The 20863-nt window shown below is 55.4% G+C and carries 19 protein-coding genes; 7 read left to right on the top strand and 12 right to left on the bottom strand.

Features of this window, described 5'->3' with window-relative positions; all coding sequences use genetic code 11:
- Positions 1 to 64 precede the first annotated feature (64 nt).
- Together OQ371_RS22830 and OQ371_RS22825 are read right to left on the bottom strand one after the other, a co-directional pair.
- The gene (locus tag OQ371_RS22830) at positions 65 to 1369 is read right to left on the bottom strand and encodes a hemolysin family protein (protein WP_265990642.1); all 1305 of its coding nucleotides are present in this window, start codon (positions 1367 to 1369) and stop codon (positions 65 to 67) included.
- Positions 1370 to 1515: 146 nt separating this feature from the next.
- Positions 1516 to 1926 (bottom strand): hypothetical protein, encoded by a 411-nt coding sequence (locus OQ371_RS22825; RefSeq protein WP_265990641.1) that lies wholly within the window; start codon positions 1924 to 1926, stop codon positions 1516 to 1518.
- A gap of 147 nt (positions 1927 to 2073) precedes the next feature.
- Between OQ371_RS22825 and OQ371_RS22820 the strand changes: the two genes are divergently transcribed.
- On the top strand, positions 2074 to 2631 hold the full coding sequence (locus OQ371_RS22820; protein ID WP_265990640.1) for a hypothetical protein: 558 nt from the start codon (positions 2074 to 2076) through the stop codon (positions 2629 to 2631).
- A gap of 19 nt (positions 2632 to 2650) precedes the next feature.
- Here OQ371_RS22820 and OQ371_RS22815 read toward each other — a convergent pair whose 3' ends face one another.
- Both OQ371_RS22815 and OQ371_RS22810 read right to left on the bottom strand, forming a co-directional pair.
- The gene (locus OQ371_RS22815) at positions 2651 to 2851 is read right to left on the bottom strand and encodes a hypothetical protein (protein ID WP_265990639.1); all 201 of its coding nucleotides are present in this window, start codon (positions 2849 to 2851) and stop codon (positions 2651 to 2653) included.
- Between the two features lie 12 nt (positions 2852 to 2863).
- Positions 2864 to 5236 (bottom strand): TonB-dependent receptor, encoded by a 2373-nt coding sequence (locus OQ371_RS22810; RefSeq protein ID WP_265990638.1) that lies wholly within the window; start codon positions 5234 to 5236, stop codon positions 2864 to 2866.
- A 90-nt stretch (positions 5237 to 5326) separates the two neighbouring features.
- Between OQ371_RS22810 and OQ371_RS22805 the strand changes: the two genes are divergently transcribed.
- Positions 5327 to 6016, top strand: coding sequence for an endonuclease III domain-containing protein (locus OQ371_RS22805; RefSeq protein WP_265990637.1), 690 nt, complete (start codon positions 5327 to 5329; stop codon positions 6014 to 6016).
- A 426-nt stretch (positions 6017 to 6442) separates the two neighbouring features.
- Complete coding sequence (locus OQ371_RS22800; protein ID WP_310586593.1) at positions 6443 to 7567, top strand: endonuclease/exonuclease/phosphatase family protein; 1125 nt, start codon at positions 6443 to 6445, stop codon at positions 7565 to 7567.
- Positions 7568 to 7692: 125 nt separating this feature from the next.
- Here OQ371_RS22800 and OQ371_RS22795 read toward each other — a convergent pair whose 3' ends face one another.
- The 5 genes from OQ371_RS22795 to OQ371_RS22775 form a co-directional block, all read right to left on the bottom strand.
- Entirely contained in the window at positions 7693 to 8490 is a 798-nt protein-coding gene (locus OQ371_RS22795) for a carboxypeptidase-like regulatory domain-containing protein (protein ID WP_265990636.1), read from the bottom strand.
- 165 nt (positions 8491 to 8655) lie between these two features.
- Positions 8656 to 9453: a hypothetical protein gene (locus tag OQ371_RS22790; RefSeq protein ID WP_265990635.1), complete on the bottom strand. Its 798-nt coding sequence runs from the start codon at positions 9451 to 9453 to the stop codon at positions 8656 to 8658.
- 7 nt (positions 9454 to 9460) lie between these two features.
- Entirely contained in the window at positions 9461 to 9979 is a 519-nt protein-coding gene (locus OQ371_RS22785) for a thioredoxin family protein (protein WP_265990634.1), read from the bottom strand.
- A gap of 74 nt (positions 9980 to 10053) precedes the next feature.
- Positions 10054 to 11136 carry a Gfo/Idh/MocA family protein gene (locus OQ371_RS22780; RefSeq protein WP_265990633.1) on the bottom strand — a complete coding sequence of 361 codons (1083 nt, stop codon included), beginning with the start codon at positions 11134 to 11136 and terminating at the stop codon, positions 10054 to 10056.
- A gap of 207 nt (positions 11137 to 11343) precedes the next feature.
- Positions 11344 to 12390 (bottom strand): GNAT family N-acetyltransferase, encoded by a 1047-nt coding sequence (locus tag OQ371_RS22775; protein WP_265990632.1) that lies wholly within the window; start codon positions 12388 to 12390, stop codon positions 11344 to 11346.
- A 241-nt stretch (positions 12391 to 12631) separates the two neighbouring features.
- Here OQ371_RS22775 and OQ371_RS22770 point away from each other — a divergent pair, with 241 nt between their 5' ends.
- The 3 genes from OQ371_RS22770 (at position 12632) to OQ371_RS22760 (ending at position 15582) form a co-directional block, all read left to right on the top strand.
- Positions 12632 to 13054 (top strand): hypothetical protein, encoded by a 423-nt coding sequence (locus OQ371_RS22770; RefSeq protein ID WP_265990631.1) that lies wholly within the window; start codon positions 12632 to 12634, stop codon positions 13052 to 13054.
- 56 nt (positions 13055 to 13110) lie between these two features.
- Positions 13111 to 14625, top strand: coding sequence for an alpha/beta hydrolase-fold protein (locus tag OQ371_RS22765; RefSeq protein ID WP_265990630.1), 1515 nt, complete (start codon positions 13111 to 13113; stop codon positions 14623 to 14625).
- 816 nt (positions 14626 to 15441) lie between these two features.
- Positions 15442 to 15582 carry a hypothetical protein gene (locus OQ371_RS22760; RefSeq protein ID WP_265990629.1) on the top strand — a complete coding sequence of 47 codons (141 nt, stop codon included), beginning with the start codon at positions 15442 to 15444 and terminating at the stop codon, positions 15580 to 15582.
- A 74-nt stretch (positions 15583 to 15656) separates the two neighbouring features.
- Here the strand turns inward: OQ371_RS22760 and OQ371_RS22755 are convergent, their stop codons facing one another.
- Positions 15657 to 17300: a putative Ig domain-containing protein gene (locus OQ371_RS22755; RefSeq protein WP_265990628.1), complete on the bottom strand. Its 1644-nt coding sequence runs from the start codon at positions 17298 to 17300 to the stop codon at positions 15657 to 15659.
- Positions 17301 to 17853: 553 nt separating this feature from the next.
- Positions 17854 to 18627, bottom strand: coding sequence for a trans-aconitate 2-methyltransferase (gene tam, locus OQ371_RS22750; RefSeq protein WP_265990627.1), 774 nt, complete (start codon positions 18625 to 18627; stop codon positions 17854 to 17856).
- Between the two features lie 219 nt (positions 18628 to 18846).
- Here tam and OQ371_RS22745 point away from each other — a divergent pair, with 219 nt between their 5' ends.
- The gene (locus OQ371_RS22745) at positions 18847 to 20469 is read left to right on the top strand and encodes a GAF domain-containing hybrid sensor histidine kinase/response regulator (protein WP_265990626.1); all 1623 of its coding nucleotides are present in this window, start codon (positions 18847 to 18849) and stop codon (positions 20467 to 20469) included.
- A 55-nt stretch (positions 20470 to 20524) separates the two neighbouring features.
- Here the strand turns inward: OQ371_RS22745 and OQ371_RS22740 are convergent, their stop codons facing one another.
- On the bottom strand, positions 20525 to 20854 hold the full coding sequence (locus OQ371_RS22740) for a DUF4377 domain-containing protein (RefSeq protein WP_265990625.1): 330 nt from the start codon (positions 20852 to 20854) through the stop codon (positions 20525 to 20527).
- Positions 20855 to 20863 lie beyond the last annotated feature (9 nt).

Raw genomic sequence — 20863 nt, 5'->3', positions numbered from 1 at the left:
AACAGCGGCCCCTCAAGGCCGCTGTTTGTTTTTTATAGCAAAATGGGTGCAGGTAGCCACCCGGTTATTCCACCCGGTCGATGAGCTGCACCCGTTCAATGGCGGGACCCCGCTTGGAGAGGATCGTCATTTCGTAGTCGGATAAAACTGCGGTTTCGCCCACGTCGGGCAGCCGGCCAAATTCGTGGAGCAGCAAACCGGCCAGCGTCTCGTAATCGCCCGCTTTCTGCAACGGGCGGGGCAAAAATGCGTTGATTTCATCCAGCGGATTTGCGGCCTGAACCACGTACGTTCCCGGCGCTTTTTGTTCTACAAACGGAACCTCCTCATCAGATTCGTCCTGGATTTCGCCCACCAGTTCTTCCAGAATATCTTCCATTGTGATAAGTCCTTCGGTGCCGCCGTATTCGTTGACCACAATGGCCATCTGCCGACGCTGCCGCTGAAAATCTTTCAGCAGGGGCCGGATTCGACGGGTTTCCGGCACAAACATAACCGGTTTGATGAACTGATGGATATCAACCTTGGGCGACTGGTGCAGGGCAATGAGCAGTTCTTTGAGGTGAATCACGCCCAGAATGGTGTCAAAATCATCCTGGTAGCAGGGCACCCGCGAATACCGTTCCTGCAGCAGCTCATACAGCATTGCTTCGCTGAACGTATTGATATCGATTCCAAACATCTGAGTACGCGGAACCATGATCTGCCGCACGGTTTTCTCCGAAAATTCAAAAGCCCGTTCTACCAGCGTCAGGTCGGTGGCGTCGTTGCTGTCCTCAATGTGGCCTTCTTCGCTGCTCTGGTGGACCAGGTATTTCAGCTCATCGGCGCTATGGACTTCGCTGCTGTGGGCGGCTTCAATCCCAAAACCGCGCAGCAGCAGGGCCGCAATGTTGTTCAGAACCCAGATAAAGGGGCGAAACAGAAAATAAAAAACCTGTAACGGATAGGCAATAACCAGGGTGGTGGACTCCGCGCGCTGGATCGCCAGCGATTTGGGGGCCAGTTCGCCGAAAACGATGTGGAGCACGGTGATCAGCGTAAAAGCCACCGGCAGGGAAATCTGGTGAGCGGTTTCGGCGCTCAGTTGCAGCCCCACCAGGTCGAACAGCGCGGAGAGCAACGCGGCCACCACCGGTTCGCCAATCCAGCCCAGGCCGAGGCTGGCCAGCGTAATGCCGAGTTGGGTTGCCGCCAGATAACCGTCCAGGTTGGCCACGATCTGCACCGACAGCCGGGCTGCGGGATTGCCCGCCAGGGCTTTCATTTCCAGCTGCGAAGACCGCACTTTCACAATGGCGAATTCGGCCGCCACAAAAAAACCGTTCAACGCGACCAACAGGAGCGTAATAAGAACATTGACAATCATAAGACTAGAAAAATAGGGGTAAACCGGGCCGTAACGGCGGTTTGCGAACGTAACCAGCGTTTGGTGAATCAGTTGGAAAAAGGGCCGCTAACTCTTCACAACCGTCCGGACACGGAGGGCGGTCGGGGAAAAGGGGCCGGATGTCGTCAGAAGCAGCAGTTTTCCTCGGGTGGAAGCGCCAGGACTTCGGCCGTCATGGAGTGGTAAAGAGTGGCGGTAAAAGGAATGGAAACCGGTAAATAATCGCTGATTGTTACGGCAAACCGGTAACAGACCGTTGGTGCGGGCAGCAGCCACATGAAAAAGGATTTGGTCAGGGTGCCGTCTTCGTCCGGTTCGTCGTGCTCCGGAATAACATCGGTCAGCCCGAGCCACTTTTCCAGCACCAGCTCGCCAACGCTTTCAATTTCGTTGATGGTTAAATCGTCGTGGTACTGACCGTATACATCGACCCGGCTGTAGTCGGGTGCATCGATGCTGAGGTTAATGACGTAGAAAGCCATCAGCAGGCAAAACAGCCGGTGGAACAAGGAAGAGTATGTGTGTTTGTTTCTCATTAATCCGTAGACGGACTTATGCGGGCAAAGATAAGCGGTATGGGTGTAAACCCGATTTTATTCTATTTGTGTTGCGTAGACCGCGATTTTATGGTAAAATGTTAGGATAAATGGCAAATCCGCCCGCAAACTCCGACTTGCAAAACCATGAAACCGATGTACGTTCTCCTGCTGCTTCTGGCTAACCTGGCTGCCCGGGCGCAGGAACAGAACCCCGAAGCCAAAAGACTGGTTCAGTACAGCCTGCGTAATTTCGACGAGTTTGTCTTTACCAAACTGAGTGAATCAACGATCCAGCAACTTGTCGGGGCGCTAAACGCCGATACGCTGCGGTCGGAGGAAAAGCACTACCACGAACCGGACCGGATGCTGGTCCTGACTGATTTCGAACGTCAATTCATTACCAGCGAGTTGCTTAAGCCACGAACGGCGGAAGACTACAGCCGCTTGCTGGAAACGGAAACGGTCCGGGCGGCCGATAGCCTGAAAACGATCTATTACCGCGACAAAGGGCGTACCTGGGCGAAGTTTAAAAACAAGGGAAACGATAACTGGTGCGGTTTTTCAATCCCCGTTTTCATCCGCGACAATTCCCTGGGCATTTTTTACAGCCACTCCGGCCGGCAGGGAAAATTCGCCATCTATAAAAAAACCAGGGATGCCACCTGGCTTCCCTGGCTAATTGTGTACACCTGGATCAGCTAGTCAAAAAACACGTGAACCGCTACTCTTTCTGTTGCCGGAGCAGCGCTACCCCCACGGCCAGGGGGATGGCTAAAAACGGGAATCGGTAGTCGGCCCAGGCTTCGTCAAACGGCCTGCCTTTGAGCAACGGATACCCCAACTGGATCAGCGCGTGAATCCCCGCAAAGAGGACCACCGTCGTTATTAGACTTTTGAAAAACGTTTTTAGGCTGAAATTCATGGTCAATCCAGGTTAAAACTCCCAACGGTAATTTAAAATCGGAATCAGACCCAACTGGTACTTCTGAACCACTTTCCCCTGATACGCGTCGAAATAACTGTAAGCGGCATTCTGGGTGCCGGTCAGGTTTTGCAGATCGAGCGAGAGCGTACGGCTGTACCGGGTTTTGCTTTTTTTCCAGTAAATCCGCAGGTCGGTCCGGAAATAAGCCGGGAGCTGCACGTTGAAGTCATCGCTGGTGTAAACCGTGGTGCTCTGCTGCTGCGACCGGGCCACGTCGATGGTGCGGTCGCGGAAACCGCCCGCGTAGGTAATCCGTCCGTTCAGGCCCCAGATGCGGCTGCGGTTTTCGCGGCTGCGGGTCCATTCCTTGCCGGCGGTCAGGTTGCTGGTGAACTTGCCGTTGAACCGCGTATCGCGCCAGATGCCGTCGGTGGCCTGGTACTGCGAATCGTACACAGAACCGGACGCGAGCAGGTAATACGTTTTGGCCAGGTATTTCTGAAGCGTTAGTTCGATACCCCGGTTGCGGCCCTTCCCGGCGTTGGTCAGCGGTTCGTTGACGTAGGCTTCGATGACATTCAGCGCCGAAAACGTGCGGCCCGCCAGCGAACTGACCGGCACGTCGAACAGCATCTGGGAGTAGGCTTCAATCTTTCCGTAACTATCCGGACCAAACTGGTGACTATACCCCAGAACGACGTGGTGGGCTTTGGTAAAATCGAGGGAGCGGTTGTCAAACGTGGGCGGCATCGGAAAGGCGCTTTTCGACAAATACACCTGCGGCAGTTGCTGCTGGCTGTGCAGCCCGTAGGCCAGCGTCACGGCTTTGCCCGGTAGCAGTTCCCAGCGGACGGAAGCGCGTGGTTCCAGCGACTGGCTTTGGTTATACGTAAAACTGTTGTAGAATAAGCCCGCATTAACCGTCAGGTTATCAACGGGTAGCCATTGGTAATTGACATACGGCTGAATCATCCAGCCCGCCAGCGAACCCGTCATCAGCATACCCGTTGGCGGGTTGGGAAGGAGCGGCCGGTCGGCGCGCCAGAGTTCCAGGGAGTTTTCGGCGCGGGTCACGTAAAGGCCGGCTTTCACGCTGTTTCTTCCGTTGATCCGGTAGTTCAGCGAGGTCGTCAGGGTGTACCGTGCGCCGTTCTGGTCGTCGTTTTCGTAATTGGCCCGGAAGCGGGCGTCGCCCGGAAAGCTTTGTTCGCGGCTGCTGTTGTTGGCCGACAGAACCAGGGCGGTTTTCCATAAAAGACGCGTGCCCAGCGGCTGGGTCAGGGTCAGGCCCCCGGCGGCCATGCGGGTCGTAAAGGAAATGTTGTTGCGGTCTTTGTCTTCGGTTTGCTCCTCGGTGGCTTTGGCCACAAAATCATTGCTGCTGTTTCCGGCGACCCCAAAAGCCGTCAATCGGCCTCCTTTGCGGTTGGGAAAGGTCAGGTTGAACGACAGATCCTGAAACCGTATGTCTTCCCCGCCGAACGAAACACCCATTGCCCCCAGCAACCCGGTAAACGAATACCGGTAATTGACCAGGTACGACGATCCTTTCTGCTTCGAAATTGGCCCTTCCGCGGCCAGGTCCAGACCAATCAAACCGGCCTGCGCGATGAATTCATGGCGTTCGTTGTTGCCCGGTCGCAGGCTCATGTCCAGCACCCCCCCGACAGTATTACCGTATTCGGGCGTGTAGGCTCCGGTCAGAAACCGGGTGGTGCCGAGCAGTTGCGCACTCAGCATGTTGACCCCCCCGCCCGCAGCCGTCGGGCGGTCGCCGATGGTTCCGGCGTTGCTCTGGTGGTTGGGATTTACAATTTCAACGCCTTCGAGCCGCCAGATGAGGCTGTTGGGCGAATTACCCCGGACGGACATGTTGTTGGTGCCGTCGTAGGCATTCACCACGCCCGCGTAAGCCGTGGCCAGCCGGGCCGGGTCGAGGTAGGTGGCCGGAAACCGCAGGACCTGTTCGGTGGTAATGTATTCGGTGCTGAGGTTACGGTCGGTGCGGGTGCCGATGGCCGTGGCCTCGCTCAGTTGCTGAACCCCGGGTTGCAGCTGAATATCAAGTACCTGTTCCTTGCCGGATTCCACCAGGATCTCGTTGATGATTGTTGGTTCGTAGCCCACAAACGAAACGCTGAGCTGCTGACGGCCTACCGGCACGTTGGTCAGGCGAAAACGGCCCTGGTCGTCGGTAGTTGTTCCCGCGTTGGCTGAGCCGGAATTTTGGAGTTGTATGGAGGCTCCGGCCAGCGGGCGGCCCTGACTGGCGTCGGTGACGGTTCCGCGAATGGTTTGGGTCGGGGTTTGGGCCAGACCTGCCAGCGCCAGCAGGCAAAGAAGACTAAGGGAAAAATATCTCGTAACTAAAGCGGTCGTCATCGGATCGTGCACGGTATGAAAGCATAAAAATACGATGACATTTAACCAAGTCCATCAACATTGGGTTGTTCTGACAAAAATCATTTTTCAATGACAACGTTGGATGCGACCCAGAAGACGGTTTTGGTGCACGAAATTCTCAACCAGCACTACGGTATACAGGAAATTTACGCGCGGCTCGATCCGATGCACGAGCTAATTGCCACGGTTCTGTCGCACCGGACCACGCACGCCAACGAGGTGACGGCGTTTCGCCGGATGCGGGAGCGCTTCGGTTCCTGGGAAGCCATCCGCGACGCCCCGGTGGAAGACCTGACCGACGCCATCCAGACCGCCAATTACCCGGAAGTGAAAGCGCCTTACATCAAGCAAATCCTGGCCCGCATCATCGCCGAGCGCGGAGAAGCCAACATTGACTTCCTGCGGGAGATGACCACCGACGACGCGATGGCTTGGCTGACGGCTCTGCCGGGGGTGGGGCTCAAAACCTCCACGCTTTTGCTGCTGTTTAATTTTCAAAAACCGGTGTTGCCCGTCGATACGCACGTTCACAGGGTGACGCAGCGGCTGGGCATCATTGGCCCGAAGGTCAGCGCGGAAAAGGCCCACGCCATTCTGCTGGCGTACCTGCCGCAGGATGCGCTGGTGCTCTTCAACTTTCACAAACATTTCTATTGGCATGGCCAGCGGGTGTGCACCTGGAGTTATCCCAAATGCCACCAGTGCGTGCTGCGGGAGTATTGCGATTACTACACGGAGCGCAAAGGACCGAGGGCCTGAAAAGGGCTTACGGCTTCTTTTAAGACATTTTTCGGCAAACGTTACATCCGTGCTAAACGATGTTACAACCGTGTTAGCCTGCCAGCCGCCCGGTGCGCTACCTTTGTTCCGTCGATCAGCCAATTGACTGCGCCGTCCTTAACAACAAATACCGTCATGAATGCTAAACCTGCTACACTGTCCACCTACGCTCCTTTTTCAGTCCGTTGGTTCCTGTTCACTACCCTGGCACTTTGCGCAATGATGCTGGTGGGTTATGAAAAGTCCCGGCCCCACAAAAAACGGTTGCGCCGGTTGCTGCTTGCTAAACCGGGCAAAGCTGTTTTTGCCCAACCGGCCTACCGATTGGCGTTCCGGCGACCGGCCGTATTAACTTTTTATTTACAACGGCGCGTGTTATTAAGTGGGAAATAAAGTTTACCCAGAATGCTCTATCTTGCTCAGGAATTGTCGTCGACCGTGTTTTTGGTACCTGAAATGAGCAACATTGAGTACATTTTGATTGGTTACGCATTATTTATCACTACCATCTCGTTCATACACCTCATTCGGGTTGATGCCTGGTGGATTCGCATCTGGGATTTCCCGCACCTGCAACTGACGGTGCTCTCGGCGCTGGGGCTGTTGGGCTGGGCGGTATTCAGCCGAAATACCGACTGGCCGATGATGGTGGCGGTAGGAGGATTGCTGGTGGCCATGCTCTACGAGGGCTGGCTGATCTACCCGTTTACCCCCCTGCACCGCAAGCAGGTTAAGTATTTGCGCAAACGGAAGGCTGGTGAAAAAGAGCAGAACCTGATCCGGATTCTGAACGCCAACGTGTACATGGATAACACCCACTGCCCGGATGTGCTCAAACTGGTGCAGAAATACGAACCCGATGTCGTGATGATTCTGGAAGCCAACCAGCGCTGGCAGGATGCCATGCAGCCGCTCGAAACCTCGTTCCCCTACCAAATTCTGCATCCGCTCGAAAATACCTACGGCCTGTTGTTTTATTCCCGGCTGCCCATCCGTCACCAGGAGGTCCGGTTTCTGATTCAGGACGACATCCCGTCTATCTACGTGCAACTGGAGATGGCTTCGGGTCAGTTGGTCCATTTTTACGGAATCCACCCGATGCCGCCCAGCCCGACCGAGCACTACCGCTCAACCGAGCGCGATGCCGAACTGCTGGTGGTGGGCAAGGAAGTCCGGAATCAGAAGGGGCCGGTGATTGTCGCGGGTGATCTGAATGATGTGGCCTGGTCGCATACAACCCGGCTTTTTCAGCGCATCAGCGGGCTGCTGGATCCGCGGGTGGGGCGGGGGCTGTACAACACCTTCCACGCCCGGTATTTCTTTATGCGCTGGCCCCTCGACCATATTTTTGTTTCTCACCACTTCAAACTGCGTAAAATCCGCCGACTGCCCAATTGCGGTTCGGACCATTTTCCGATCCTGATCGCGCTGGTTTACGATCCGGAACCCGTAGCCCGCGAAACGCCCCAGCCGGAACGCGACGATCTGCAGGAAACGGAAGAAATCATTGAGCGGGCCGACGCCGATTGATTCATCCGTCAGGGGGGCGATCATCCGGATAAGAAACCGTCTTAGTTCAGGAGCCTTAGCCCAAAAGAAAAAGCCGCTCGTCGGGAGGGACGGAGCGGCTGGTAAAGGAGTCTGTTGAGAAGCAATTAATGCCGGTTGGTGTAACCAATGCCCATTGTATTGGAGCGGACGGCTGATTCGGTGCCCAGGAAATCTACGGTAACGGATTCCTTGTAGTCATAATCATCACCAAAGGCGTCAATTAGCCGTAATTGTTCACCCGTGGGTTTGTAGGTGGCCGTGACCGTGTAGCGACCGATGGGAATATCTTTGATGAAATCATCGTAGCGCTTTTTGGTCTGGAGTTTCAGCGTTTTACCGGTTGAACCGTCGATCAGCGGCCCAACGGGTTTGAAGGTAAACTCGACTTTATCGTGCTCCAACTCATAAGCGTTCGGATCGCGGTGCAACTCGGCGGTGCCGCCATAGTACAGGTCCAGGCTCAGGTCCGGGATGTGGCCCGTTAGTTTCCACTGAAAATTCCGAACGGGTTTTTCATCTTCCGAAAAGCTGTCGGGGTTTTCGGGGTCAAGCTGGATTTTATAGACCCGGTCGTTATACTGCTTCAGAATGTACCCCTTGGTAGTCCAATGGCCCAGATTTTTGGCCAACTGGATTTTATACATACCGTCTGAATTGGTACTGGTTTCGGCACCGCGGTCTACCCCGAGGGCGCTGGCGACATACACCGTTGCGCGGGGCAGCGGTTTGCCCTGGGGGTCCGTCACTTTGCCAACCACGGAGCCAGCTTGCCCAGATCCGCTGCCCGGAGTCCCGCCATCGGGCTCCGGACCGGCTGATTTGCAGGAGGTGAGGGTGCTGGCGCAACCCATCAGGAAGAGGGCCGCCAGCGATAAGGCTTTCAGAGAAGGTAGAGCGTTCATTAGCTTGTTTGTTGTTTGGATGCAACAAAACTAGCTTATCCGGTACGCTCGGTTCAAGACCTAGTGGCATGGGCGGCAACATGCCCTGTATGAATTGATAAAATGACCACCTGATTTGAAACGCCGGAATTGGATTTGGCCACGATGGCCTTAGACGGGTCAAAGCTAGTTTGACGTTACTTCCGATACAATCACGAAGTTGTCGTGGCGGGTGATGCCGTAGAGAACCAGCTTATTTTTCACGCTCCGGTCGATGGCAAACGCCTGCCCCTCGCTCACGGTCGGAATGGTTTTGACGTAGCGGAGTGTCGAACCGCGATCCGGCAGCTTCAGGACGTAGAGTTCCGGTTTGTCGTGGCCCGTGCAGTAAAGCAAACCGTCGGAGCCCCAGGTGCCGCCCGAGGTACTTTTGGGCGCAAATGCCTGCAACACATTGGCCGGGAAAGCCCAGGATTCCAGCCGTTCCCACGCTTCGTTAAACTTCACCAGCATCGTCCAGCGGTTGTCGCGCCCTTCCGCCGAGGCTTTGTCCGAATAGTTGGCGAAGGCCACCCACCAGAAACCCTGGTGAAAATCGGCCCAGGTGGCCGAGCCGGGGTACATTCCGAAGCTGTGGGTGCCGATGTGCCGGAGCGTTTGCGTATCAAAAATTTCGATGGAACTCAGCATCGGAACGTCCGGGTAGTTGGAATGCACGCAGTACAGTTTTCGGTTGAGCACGACGCCACTGTTCAGGTGTTTGAGCAAACCGGTGGTGTCGCGCCAGGCGGCCACCTGCTTGCCGTCGGTTTTCGTGTGTTTGGTCAGCGCGGTGTTGTTGATCACGTAAAAATGCGTCGCATCGACGGCCACGCCCTGCTTCACTTCCTTCAACTGAAACCGCCGGATTTCCGTCGCCTGTTGAGCCAAAACCGTTCGGGTTATTAACAGAATCATCAGCAGCAGGAGGCCAGAAAACCGCATGGTTGGGTCAGTTGCTTTTTTTGGGAAGATACGATTTGGGATCCAGCGCTTTCGGCGACCAATGCTGCAAAAACTCCGCGACCAGCTTCGGGCTGTGGCCCTTGCCTTCTTCCAGATAGGCCGAGTTCTGGGTATGCAGCCGGTTGCCCTTCCCGTCCAGAATCACAAAAACCGGAAAGCCAAACCGTTGGGGGTACCCCAACTGCGCCAGTGCGGCTTCGTTTTTGTTCTCCGGGCTGTAGTTCACCCGCAGCACTTCGTAATTGTCGTTGAGCAGGCGGTTCAGGGTGCTGTCGGAATGGGTTAGGTTATGAAACCGGATGCACCAGACGCACCAGTTGCCGCCGATTTGCAACAACACGTGTTTTCCTTCCTTACCGGCTTTGGCCACGGCATTCCGGATATCCTGCTGGGCGTCGGCTTTGGGGTCATAAATGCGGGGTTTTTCGGGATTGGTCGCTTCCTGGGCCTTTAGTTCCGGAAGGGCTCCGAGCAGCAGGGCGACGGCGAAAAAGAGGATTTTCATGGTTGATGAAGTCTAAAAAAGACGTTGCCGATAAACCGGTCCGGATGGATTGGCAACGTCTTTTAAATGAAGGTTTACAGCATCACCGGCTGGCCCGTCCGGACGGATTCGTCGCAGGCGAAGGCGATGCGGAGGCTGTTGACGGCATCCTGCAAGTGGTCGGTCAGGTCGACGTTTTCGCGGATGGCTTTCAGGAAATACCGTTGTTCGCGGTTGCACAATTCCTGGTGATCCGGCTCGTCCTGCATGTCGATCCAGGTATCTTCCTGCACAAACTGGTCGTTGGCGTCGAGGGGGGCGTAATGCACCCGCAGCGACTCGGTTTTGGTGTGCGAATCCACATTGTCCGATTTGCCGGTGGCCCCGGCGTTTTTGGCAACAATCGAAACGCAGCCTTTTGGCCCGATTACGTCTTTCACAAAGAACGCGGTTTCGCTGATCATCGGCCCCCAACCGGCTTCGTACCAGCCCACTGAACCGTCTTCGAACCGGATTTGCAACTGGCCGTAATTGTAGTTGCCCGCCGGAATTTCCTCCGTCAACCGGGCGCCGATGGCGTTGACCTGCACGGGCTTGGTCCGGGTCATCTGGCACATCACGTCGATGTAGTGAACTCCGCAGTCGACAATCGGGCTGAGGCTTTTCATCAGGTTCCGGTGCACCGTCCACATGTACCCGTGGCTCTGCTGGTTGAGGTTCATCCGCATCACCAGCGGGCGACCCAGGCCCTGGGCCACTTCGATGAATTTTTCCCAGGAGGGATGCTGACGCAGGATGTAACCGACCACCACTTTTTTACCGGCTTTTTCGGCGGCTGCCACCACGCGCTCGGCCCCTTCAACGGTATCGGCCAGCGGTTTCTCGATGAAAACGTGGCAGCCACTTTCGAGCGACTGGATGGCGAAGGCTTCGTGGGTGTCGGGGTAGGTCGAAATGCAGACGGCATCGGGTTTGGTTTCCTCAAGGGCGGTGGTCAGGTCGCTGAACAGCGGATAACCACCCCCCAGCCGTTCGTTCAGCACTTCCTTGCTTTTGCCGGTGGAAACGATGCCGCAGATTTCGAAACCGTCGATGGTGGAGTAAGCTATGGCGTGCGAAGCCCCCATGTTGCCGCAGCCGACAACCAGAACCCGCACGGAAGAAGTTGGAGTTGACATGGAAAATTTGAGTTAGAAATGGCAAGTTGGGACAGGATCAGGAATAATAAAAGAGCGGATTGACTTTGCCCGAAAATCTTCTCGTATTTGTTGGCGTGTCACCATGCGGAAAGAAAATCGGCGCAGAATGCCGCCCGGGTCCAGAACCGGCCTCGCAGAAACTACAAAACGCGGCTCATTCCAGTTCCTTCCGGCGCGGCTGGCCTACTAGGTATAGTCGAAGGAGGAGCTGTAAAAGGGAGCTTGTCGCAGCCGCTCCAACTGGGCGGGTGTTAGCCCGTGGGCTTTGATCATGACGTGCGTATGCACCGGTTCGAAGCCGCTGAACAGGCCCATGTTGGTGGTGACGGTCGGCAGTAACGGGTCCTGGCTGTCGATTTGAATCAGGGCACTGCTGAGTTGAAAGTGGGCCAGGACACCTTCCAGCAACAGGGGCAAAAGGGCTTCCTTTCCCGGCTGGAGATGAAGACCTTCGAGGGCAATAAACCGGTAGGCCGGGGAAAACAGCCGGTTCAGCCGCGGCAGGTAGGGCAAGACGTGCATCATCAGCCAGCCGCTGGCGCCGGGCATGTTTAAAAATTGCCAGGATACGGGATTGGCCTGCACCCCCGCCACCCACTCGTGGCCTTCCTGCAAGCCGAAATAATTGCCCTGATACCCAATCCGGGCGTCGGTGTAGAGCGCGTAGGAGTGGTAAGCGGCCCGGAGCCGGGGTAAAAAAGCGGGCAAGTCAGCCGCCGGAATCCGGGCGACGCGCGAATCCGGCCGGGGGGATAACCGGCGGAACACAAAGGTCTTTACCTGACCGTACGAGGCAAACCCCTGCTGTTTCGACAGCCGCATGGAACGCACATTCTTTTCTTCGAGATACGAATAGAAAAGGTACGGCGGAGAAACCTGGTTTTCGACGTAACGGACGGCTTCCGATTTTAACAACCGTCCGTAGCCGCGCCCCTGAAAGGCTTCCGTTACGGCCAGATACCGGCCGTAAAAGGCATCAATCGGTCCTGCTGGCCCCGGTACGGTCCGCCGGTCCAGGCAGTAAAAGCCCCGGAGGGTTCCGCTGACGTACAGGTGAAAATAAAGCGGGTTCTTGAATAGCCCAACTTTGAGTTCCTGGCCGGCGTGGCGGTACCGGATACCGTGCGATCCGTAGACGACGGTTTTAAGCAGATCGGCAACGGCCGCATCGGCCACCGATTTGACAACGAGTTCCAGCGTATCGTTTTGGAGAAGTACGGTAGGGCCTGACATACAATGGGCTAGGGGCGGGGCGGATTGGTGGAGCGCCGGACAAAAATACGGTTTGCCCGAGAATTGCCAAACGGTCGTACCGCCGAATCAGTCCGCCCGGCAGGGTGGTAGAATTTGGAGCAAAGGCAGTCTGGCAAAGGAGACTGCCACTTCGTTACGGATGGATAGACTGGCTTGGAATTTGGTTCCCACGACGGCTTCGCGTAGGTTTGTAGGCAGACTTCCCGCACCTACTTTTGCTATGAGCTTACTGCTGGTCAAATGGCTGATTTCGTTTGCTAGTGTGTCGCTGGCCCTGGGGGGCTGGTATTTCGATGCCATCAGGAAGCCGCCGACGCACCTGTTCAATCCGCACTGGCTTCCCCACGCCCGCTACCACAGCGCCTTGTGGTTATTTTCCATCAGTATAGCCAGCGTCGGAACCCTATGGTTGCTGTGGGGCCAGTATCCGGAGCGCGATTCGCAACTGGCCATCTGGGTGGCGGCTTTCCTGTCGGGGCTGTTTTATCTGTCGTTTTTTCCGTCGCTGCTCTTTCGCAACGCATCCGCCTGGGACGACGGGGAGAAGCCTTTTCTGTTCACGGCTCCGCAGGTGCTGATTGCCCTCATCATGACGGTAATTCTGGCGATTGCCCTCTGGATGGACGGGCAGCTTCGGGTCTGAGCCAGCGACCGAACACCCCGGCGGCATTTTCTGAGTCCGATAACCCAACCCTTTCCATGAATAAACTTGGTTTACTGAGTCTGCTGATGGTCGGGCTTCTGACGACCACCTGGGCGCAGGATGTGTCCAACAAACGGTATCCGTATGAACCCGCCCACCAGGCTTTGTCCGACGGGCAGCGGGGCGAAGTGTTCAAGGTGGATTTCCCGAAGTCGAAGCTCTATCCGGGCACCAGCCGTTCCTACTGGGTGTATGTCCCGAAAGCGTACCGACCCGACCAACCGGCCTGCCTGTTTGTGTGCCTGGACGGTGTTCTGTTCAACGCACCGACGGTATTTGACCACCTGATCGCGCAGAAGCAAATGCCCGTCACGATTGGGGTGTTTATTCAGCCCGGCACCCTTCTTAACAAAGACAGTACGGTTCGGCGGTACAACCGCACCAACGAGTTTGATAACCTCAACGACCGGTTTGCGCGCTTCATCGAAGAAGAAATTTTGCCCGACGTTCGAAAACAGAAAACCGCCGACGGCCGGGCCATCAACCTCTCAACCAACCCCAACGACCGCGCCGTTGCCGGGGCCAGCAGCGGGGCTATCTGCGCATTTACCGCTGCCTGGCAACGGCCCGATTTGTTCAGCCGGGTGTTCAGCGCCATTGGTACCTACATCGGAATGCGGGGCGGAGACCAGTATCCGGTGCTGATCCGAAAAACGGAGCCCAAGCCGATCCGGGTGTATTTGCAGGACAACGACCGGGATACCTGGAACCCCCTGTTTGGAAACTGGTTCAAAGCCAACATCGACATGGAAGCGGCCCTGAATTTTGCCGGTTACGAGGTGACGCACCAATGGCAGGAGGGCGGGCACGACACCCGACAGGCCACGGCAATTTTTGCGGACGCCATGCGCTGGCTCTGGAAAGGCTGGCCCACCCCCGTCCGAAGCGGATGGTCGGCCAACAACACGCTCCAGAGCGTGCTGGATACCAGCGCCCGGTGGCAGGCCGTTGTCACCGCGGACACGGTTCCGCCAACTGCTCCGCACACCGCGTTGCTGCCGGATGGGAATCGGTATTCCGTACAGGGCGGAGTGCTTTCGTACAAACCTCCCAAAGGCAAGGCGCTGGTGGTGGATCGGGACGCTAACCTGGGGGCAGCCCTGGCGGTTTCGCCCGACAAAGGGCAGTTGGTTGTCAGCGGCAGAGGCTCCCACTGGTTGTACGACTACATGATTGAGCCTGACGGGTCGCTGACCAGCAAGCAGCGGCTGTACTGGCTGCACAACCCGGGCAACGAAGATACCGCAGAAGTGGGCAGTCTGGCGTTTGATACCAACGGCAACCTGTACGCGGCCACGGCACTCGGCGTGCAGATCTGCGACCAGAACGGCCGGGTTCGGGCCATTTTAGCCCCGCCGGGCGGAGCCGTAACGGCTTTGTGGTTCGGAGGTGAAAAACTCGGTACGCTCTTTGTTCGCTCGGGCGGTAAGGTTTATCAGCGCAACTTGAATGTAACCGGCGCTCCTTCTTCGCAGAAGGCGGTTACACCCAAATCGCAGGGAGCCGGTTGAGCTTATTCAACCGTTACAAGCCGAAACTGCACAAACCGCTTTAAACAAAACAGGCATTTGTAATAACGGGAAGGCATATAAAAAAACAGGGCTTTCACCAGGGCTGGTCTGGGTTGGCGGTCCAGAGCGTGCATCTGTTTACAGTGCGGGCACTTGGGCCCAAACGTCGGTCGGTAGATTAAAACAGGAAGAATAAAAAGAATTAAAGCAAAGCCGGTCAGCACGAAAATCAGGTTCATAACCGTAATAGGGATTTTTTGGGAAAGAGAAAAAGAACAAAAAAAGACTACCTTCAGGACCCATATCGTCTGGTAAAGGTTGTAACCTTCGTGGGACAAAAGGAGCTATTTGAAGGGGCAAAGAACTGCGTTTTGAATCAAAAATCCTTAATATGTGTCTGAAAAATATTCAGTAGGTAGGACGTTATCAGTACTTTCTAACCACTATACGCATCGGTTAATTACCTCATAGACAAACGCAATAAAACCCTATTACGCGCTGCAATGGAGGTTTACCAGACGATATCTGATTGTTCCCTTACGGCATTGGATCTGACCTAAAAACTGATTGTATGGCCCAACATCAACTGCCTGCCGTCGGACGGTTCGGCGCGGTTTTAGGGCCGCCATCGAAACGGTCTGGTTAGCGGAAAAGGGGGCAGACGAAAAGAAACTGAAGGAGCCGCAAAAGGAATGCGGGATAAAAAGAACGTGAATCCGAACCGCTGCTCATGAAAGCCAGTTGCTGGGTTTTGGTCGCATTAAAATAGCGATTCGGTAGCAATTTTTACGCCGAATCCGGTACCTGGGAATAATTTTGCGCGCTGAGCGGTCTTCAGCGAAACATGGGGGATCGACCCAGCACCCCGACATCGTTGCCAAACTCAAAGCCGTGATGACCCAGACGCGTACCGAACTCCCGGCGTTTCCGCTCACCAAGCGGCAGGCGCTGTACTGAAAACCGATCTTTTAGGAAATAAAAAAAGACTGGCCGAGAGCCCGGCCAGTCTTTTCAGGTATAGACGTGTCAATTTATTCTCCCTTTACTAATTTAAGGTGTTGAAGTTTGGGACCTTCTCCAACATGCAGTAAATACAGGCCCGGCGCGTTTTTGTCCATTCGGATCAATTGGTCGGGCTGGACATCCGCCAGTTGCAGCACCAGTCGACCCTGCGCGTCATAGATCGACACCGGAAGCTTGCCTTCTTCCCGGCCTTTCACCGATATGGTGAACGACTCCACAAACGGGTTCGGGTAGGTGGTAACCGTCAGGCCCGCCGTTTCAGCGCTATTGTCGGCGCCAAACCGGGCACTTGATCGATCAATGACGGTAAATCGCAGTGTGTAAGGGGTTCCGGCCGTTCCCTGACCACTTGCACCGCTGTAGGCAGTACCGGTCAGGGTGTAGCTGCCAACCCTTGGTGTCCAGTTATGGTAGTTGCCGTTGTTGTCGCCATACAGAGCATACGGGGCGCCCGTCTCGGTACGGGTGTTGGTTTGAGCCCCCGTCAATCGCATAACCACCGATCCGACCGTAGACGGATTCGTATTGGCCCGGATGTTCAGGTTGCGCGTCGGCAAGGTAGCCAGGTTGATCTGTTCGCCTTCCGTCAACACCCGGATGGGTTGATCCGTTGTGGCATTAATTAAGCTATAGCTAACCACGGCAAGCTGCGGCTGCGGTGTAGTTGAACCTGAATTTACCGTCAGCGTAAAATCATCGGTGGCTTGTCCGCCCCGGCCGTCGGTGGCCGTTACCCGAATGTTGAAGGTACCGGTGCTGGGCGGTGTTCCGCTAAAAGTGCGGCTGCCGGCATTGAATGACAGCCAGGAGGGCAGCGATGCACCACTGGTCAGGTTAGCGCGGTACGTCAGGGCATCGCCATCGGCGTCGGTGAAGCTGTTGCTGGGGAAGGTATAATTAAAGTTTGAACCGACCGTGGCGCTCTGGTTAGGGATGGCGTTGGCCACTACTGGGGCCCGGTTGGGCGTCGGCGTGGTGCCACCCGTGCACCGGGTTTCGCCATTGCTCAGATTTTGCGCCGTTGAGGAGGATACCGTAGAGTGGTGCATAACAATCCGGTCCAGCAGGTGCCCCTTGGAGCGGGCTGAGATCTGAAGTTTGTAAACACCCGGCTGATCAAATTCTACGTACACCTGCAAACTTTCCCGGTCACTCACCCGGGTAGCCCAGGCCCAGGTTGTTGTTCCGGCGTTGAAGTACACCTTAAACCAGTTGTTGGAGCCGGCACCGTTGGGGTTTGGCGTTTTGCCGCTGCCGTAGGGATACACTTTGCGGCTGCCCTGACCATAGAAGTCGCTGGCGTCGGGGAAGCGCAGCCAGGTATCGTTGTGCTCCGTCAGGACCGTACCGATGCCAACTTTGTTGCGCCACAGGAACGTGTACCGACCAGCCTTATTGATGCGGATGGTGGTTTCGATCAGGCCAATACCGGTCGTGTTGAAATTTTCGGCACCGGTCCAGTCAATGTAACCCGAGCCCGTGTAACCGCTGGCGGCTGTTTTGCGCTGCCAGCTGCTGGGCAGATTAAGGTTCTCGGTTTCGATAACTACCAGGCCGTTTCGCTCTTCGTAGACGGCCGGGCAGGTTTGCGCGAATGACTTCGCTTGGGTAAGGAGGATAACAAGGAGTAGATAGGAGATGTAGTTTTTCATAATGAGCAAATCAGACTGGTTTTGTTGAACGGTTCGTAAAAATTGAGTTAGAGCATAAAAAATGAACAGGTAATTTTAAGTTGACACAAAGCGTCCTCCTGATTCCCCGTGGGAACTAGTAAGCGACCGGAAAAAGAGTGTGACACGGCATTAAAAACGGCACGCTACCCAGCATCAGAACAACAAGTTGCCTACTTGCCTGAGCGGATAGGAAGCCAATCAAATGAGACTAAAAGAAGATTCTTCCAGACTATCGATTTACGTTCTGAAAAGTATCGAAATGGAATACTTAACAGATTCTAAGGAGCTTATGTTTTGGCGCCATTCTCCTAAGATTAAGCGAAATTAAAAAAAACTTAAAACGAAATTAAAAACTTCTTAGAGAAAATAATAAAATAATTTTTGCCTACTACCAAAAAGGGAGTGTCGGTTGTCTGTTATTGGTGGTCGCGTTGATGAGAAATACGGAAAACGAATAAACCAGTATCCTGGGGTGACTGGAACTGTGACGATGCACCTGCGGCATCGCACACCAGATAAAGTGCCGGGCTCGTTAGTCGTTACGGGTAGCAACGAGAAAGAGACGCGGAAAAGGGAGCAAAACCGTTCCGTCTGATAAAACAGGATACTCCAGAGCAAGCGCGTGCTCGTATTGTTCCAAAAAAATTTGCTGCTCTAATTTGGTGAGAGGAGCAAGGTACGGGCGCAGGCCGGTTCCTTTGAACCATTCGACCACCGCGCCTGCCCCGCCCGCCAGCGGATGATAATAGGTTGTTCGCCAGATGTCTAGCGCGTGCACCTGATGCTGAAGCAGGCTGAAATACCACTCGGCCGGTTGGCGTTCCTGGCGGCTGACGGCCCCCTTCAGTTTTTCCGCCCAGGGGCCAGCCGCGGCCGTTTCGCGCATAAGGCGGTGGGCGGGTTCGTCAAAATTATCCGGCATCTGGATCGCCAGGCTACCACCCGGAGCCAGCTTGTTGAGCAACAGGGGCAGTACGGCTTCGTGGTGGGGCACCCACTGCAAAGCCGCATTGGCCAGAATCACGTCAAAAAGACCCGGGTTGGACCAGGTGGCAATATCCGATACCTCAAACTGGATAGCGGGCAGGCGCTGGCGGGCGGCTTCAATCATGTCGGGCGAATTGTCCATACCGGTAATGACCGCTTCTGGAAAGCGTTGCTGAAGCAACTCCGTTGAGTTGCCGGGGCCGCAGCCAAGGTCGGCTGCGGTTCGTACCGAAATGGAGGGAATCCGGGCCAGCAAATCCTGAATGGGACGATTGCGCTCGGTTTCAAAACGGGTATATTGGTGGGCCGACCAGTTCATACGGCATCACGATAGTGGTGTTTGGGTCATTAGCGGGAACAGGCTGATCCAGCTCATTACATTACGGTTTTTGGTTGCCTTCTGTTCAAAAATAACCGTTACTTTTCGCGTTTCGACGAATCATAAGCGCGGTTGTCAGCGTGCAGTTTGGTACAACAATTGCGTGATTCTTAGAACCGTACTTGCAAAAAAATAAGAATTTTCTCTGAATCGAGTTGTATGTTAATTGCTCCGATACCTGCCAATGAAGCGGAACGACTTGAGTCGCTTCAGCATTATTTTCTGTTGGATACCGCGCCGGAAGCCGAATACGACCGGGTTTCCCACATTGCCTCCCAACTCTGCCAGACCCCCATTGCGATGGTTAGTTTGCTTGACCGCGACCGGCAGTGGGTTAAATCGTATTACGGGTTGGCCGTTGATTCGATTCCCCGGGAAATTTCGCTCTGCGCGCATACCGTAGCGGGCGGAAAATTCCTGGTGGTGGAAGACACCCACCAGGATGATCGGTTCTGGGACAACCCGGCCGTCACCGGACCGCCCAATATTATATTTTACGCCGGAGTGCCGCTGCTCTCGTCCGAAGGCTTGCCCATCGGTTCTATTTGCGTGATCGACCATTACCCCCGCCAGTTGGCTAGCTCGCAGCAGATGGCGTTGCAGGCCCTGGCTTCTCAGGTGATGCTTCTGATGGAATTGCGCCGGACCAACTACCAGCTTAGTCAGGCGCGGTCGGAAGCCGAAGAACTGGCCCGGCAGAAGTCGCAACTGCTGGCTACCCTGAGCCACGAAATCCGGACTCCCCTGCACGCGCTGGAAGGATACACCCAGTTGATGGTGGATGAGCAACCCCGCCCGGATCAGCAAAAAAGCATCCAGCGGCTGCAAACCACCAGCCGGACGCTGGTCAATCTGGTTAACAACATTCTTGATTACAGTAAGTTACAGGCGGGCAAGCTGGCGCTGGAAGCCATTCCGTTTTCGGTTCATGAACTCGTTCAGCAGGCCGTGGATATTCAGGCCTGGCGCGCTCAGCAGAAGGATTTACGGCTGGTTACCCAAATCGACGCCCAATTGCCAACCCGTTTGCAGGGAGACGCCACGCGGGTTTTTCAGGTACTGCTTAACCTCATCAGCAATGCGCTCAAATTTACCCAGGTTGGCGAAGTCCGGATCGCAGTAGATGTTCTGGCGAAGAATGCGCAGGAAGTCACGTTCAGGATTGCGGTGATCGACACCGGGATCGGGATACCGCAGGCATCGTTGTCGCTGCTCTTCAACGAATACGCGCAGGTTTCGGCGTCGACTACCCGGCTTTACGGAGGGACGGGCCTGGGGCTGGCCATCAGCCGCCAGTTGCTCGAACTGATGGGCAGCAAACTGGAAGTCCAGAGTCAGGAAGGGCAGGGCTCGGAGTTTAGTTTCAGCCTGTCGCTGCCGGTTTTAGACGAGGTTCCGCGGGAAATGGAAGGCGGTATTTCGTGGGCCACGGGCGTCATTTTAGCCGTCGACGACAACCCCTTGAACACCAAACTGCTGGAGCACTTCATCAACAGGCAAAAGGGGGTGGTGGCCACGTTCAATTCACCGCTCGAAGCCCTGCAGTCGGCCAGCCACACGCCCTACCGGGCCATGCTGCTCGATTTGCACATGCCCGAAATGAATGGGTATGAATTGGCCCGGCAGTTGCAGACCGTTCAGCCCGGTGTTCCGCTGATTGCGCTGTCGGCCGACGATAGTGTGGAGACGCTGGATCGGGTAAAAGAAACCGGGTTTCATTCCTTTCTGCGGAAACCGTTTTTGCCGCACGACCTCCTGCGCATTCTGACGGAACTGGCCTAACGTCGGAATCACCCCCGTTCAACAGACCATACTGGACCGGGGCAATTCCGACGCGTTATTTCTTGATTTTCTCTTCTATTTTGACCAGACTGTACCGCATGCTGGAGCCGTCGGCGGGTGGATTTTTAATTTTTTTCCGTCTGACGGTAAGCCGGTATTCGTACCCTGCTTCGTGGGTGAAATCTTCAATTCCGCTGTAATGATACGTCCAGGAGGTATCGCCTTCCATTTTGACAAGCAGGCATTTTTGCGGCCCCACGCCGGTACAGTCCACCTGGCGGTCGGCCACCCACATGGTCATGGTTTCCGGCTTCAGACCGTCTGTATCACAACTGGCAAAAAGTAGCAGAAAACCCAGCGCAAAAAAATAGAGATAGCGATTCATGATGAATGT

Source organism: Larkinella insperata (assembly GCF_026248825.1).
GTDB classification, from domain to species: Bacteria; Bacteroidota; Bacteroidia; order Cytophagales; family Spirosomataceae; genus Larkinella; species Larkinella insperata.
This window is presented reverse-complemented; position numbering and strand designations above follow the sequence as displayed.

Coding starts and splice junctions, on each gene's coding strand:
- OQ371_RS22800 (WP_310586593.1), top strand. CDS start 6,443: ATGCTCTATCTTGCTCAGGAATTGTCGTCGACCGTGTTTTTGGTACCT.
- OQ371_RS22825 (WP_265990641.1), bottom strand. CDS start 1,926: ATGAGAAACAAACACACATACTCTTCCTTGTTCCACCGGCTGTTTTGC.
- tam (WP_265990627.1), bottom strand. CDS start 18,627: ATGAACTGGTCGGCCCACCAATATACCCGTTTTGAAACCGAGCGCAAT.
- OQ371_RS22795 (WP_265990636.1), bottom strand. CDS start 8,490: ATGAACGCTCTACCTTCTCTGAAAGCCTTATCGCTGGCGGCCCTCTTC.
- OQ371_RS22780 (WP_265990633.1), bottom strand. CDS start 11,136: ATGTCAACTCCAACTTCTTCCGTGCGGGTTCTGGTTGTCGGCTGCGGC.
- OQ371_RS22765 (WP_265990630.1), top strand. CDS start 13,111: ATGAATAAACTTGGTTTACTGAGTCTGCTGATGGTCGGGCTTCTGACG.
- OQ371_RS22820 (WP_265990640.1), top strand. CDS start 2,074: ATGAAACCGATGTACGTTCTCCTGCTGCTTCTGGCTAACCTGGCTGCC.
- OQ371_RS22810 (WP_265990638.1), bottom strand. CDS start 5,236: ATGACGACCGCTTTAGTTACGAGATATTTTTCCCTTAGTCTTCTTTGC.
- OQ371_RS22815 (WP_265990639.1), bottom strand. CDS start 2,851: ATGAATTTCAGCCTAAAAACGTTTTTCAAAAGTCTAATAACGACGGTG.
- OQ371_RS22755 (WP_265990628.1), bottom strand. CDS start 17,300: ATGAAAAACTACATCTCCTATCTACTCCTTGTTATCCTCCTTACCCAA.
- OQ371_RS22745 (WP_265990626.1), top strand. CDS start 18,847: ATGTTAATTGCTCCGATACCTGCCAATGAAGCGGAACGACTTGAGTCG.
- OQ371_RS22830 (WP_265990642.1), bottom strand. CDS start 1,369: ATGATTGTCAATGTTCTTATTACGCTCCTGTTGGTCGCGTTGAACGGT.
- OQ371_RS22740 (WP_265990625.1), bottom strand. CDS start 20,854: ATGAATCGCTATCTCTATTTTTTTGCGCTGGGTTTTCTGCTACTTTTT.
- OQ371_RS22790 (WP_265990635.1), bottom strand. CDS start 9,453: ATGCGGTTTTCTGGCCTCCTGCTGCTGATGATTCTGTTAATAACCCGA.
- OQ371_RS22785 (WP_265990634.1), bottom strand. CDS start 9,979: ATGAAAATCCTCTTTTTCGCCGTCGCCCTGCTGCTCGGAGCCCTTCCG.
- OQ371_RS22805 (WP_265990637.1), top strand. CDS start 5,327: ATGACAACGTTGGATGCGACCCAGAAGACGGTTTTGGTGCACGAAATT.
- OQ371_RS22770 (WP_265990631.1), top strand. CDS start 12,632: ATGAGCTTACTGCTGGTCAAATGGCTGATTTCGTTTGCTAGTGTGTCG.
- OQ371_RS22775 (WP_265990632.1), bottom strand. CDS start 12,390: ATGTCAGGCCCTACCGTACTTCTCCAAAACGATACGCTGGAACTCGTT.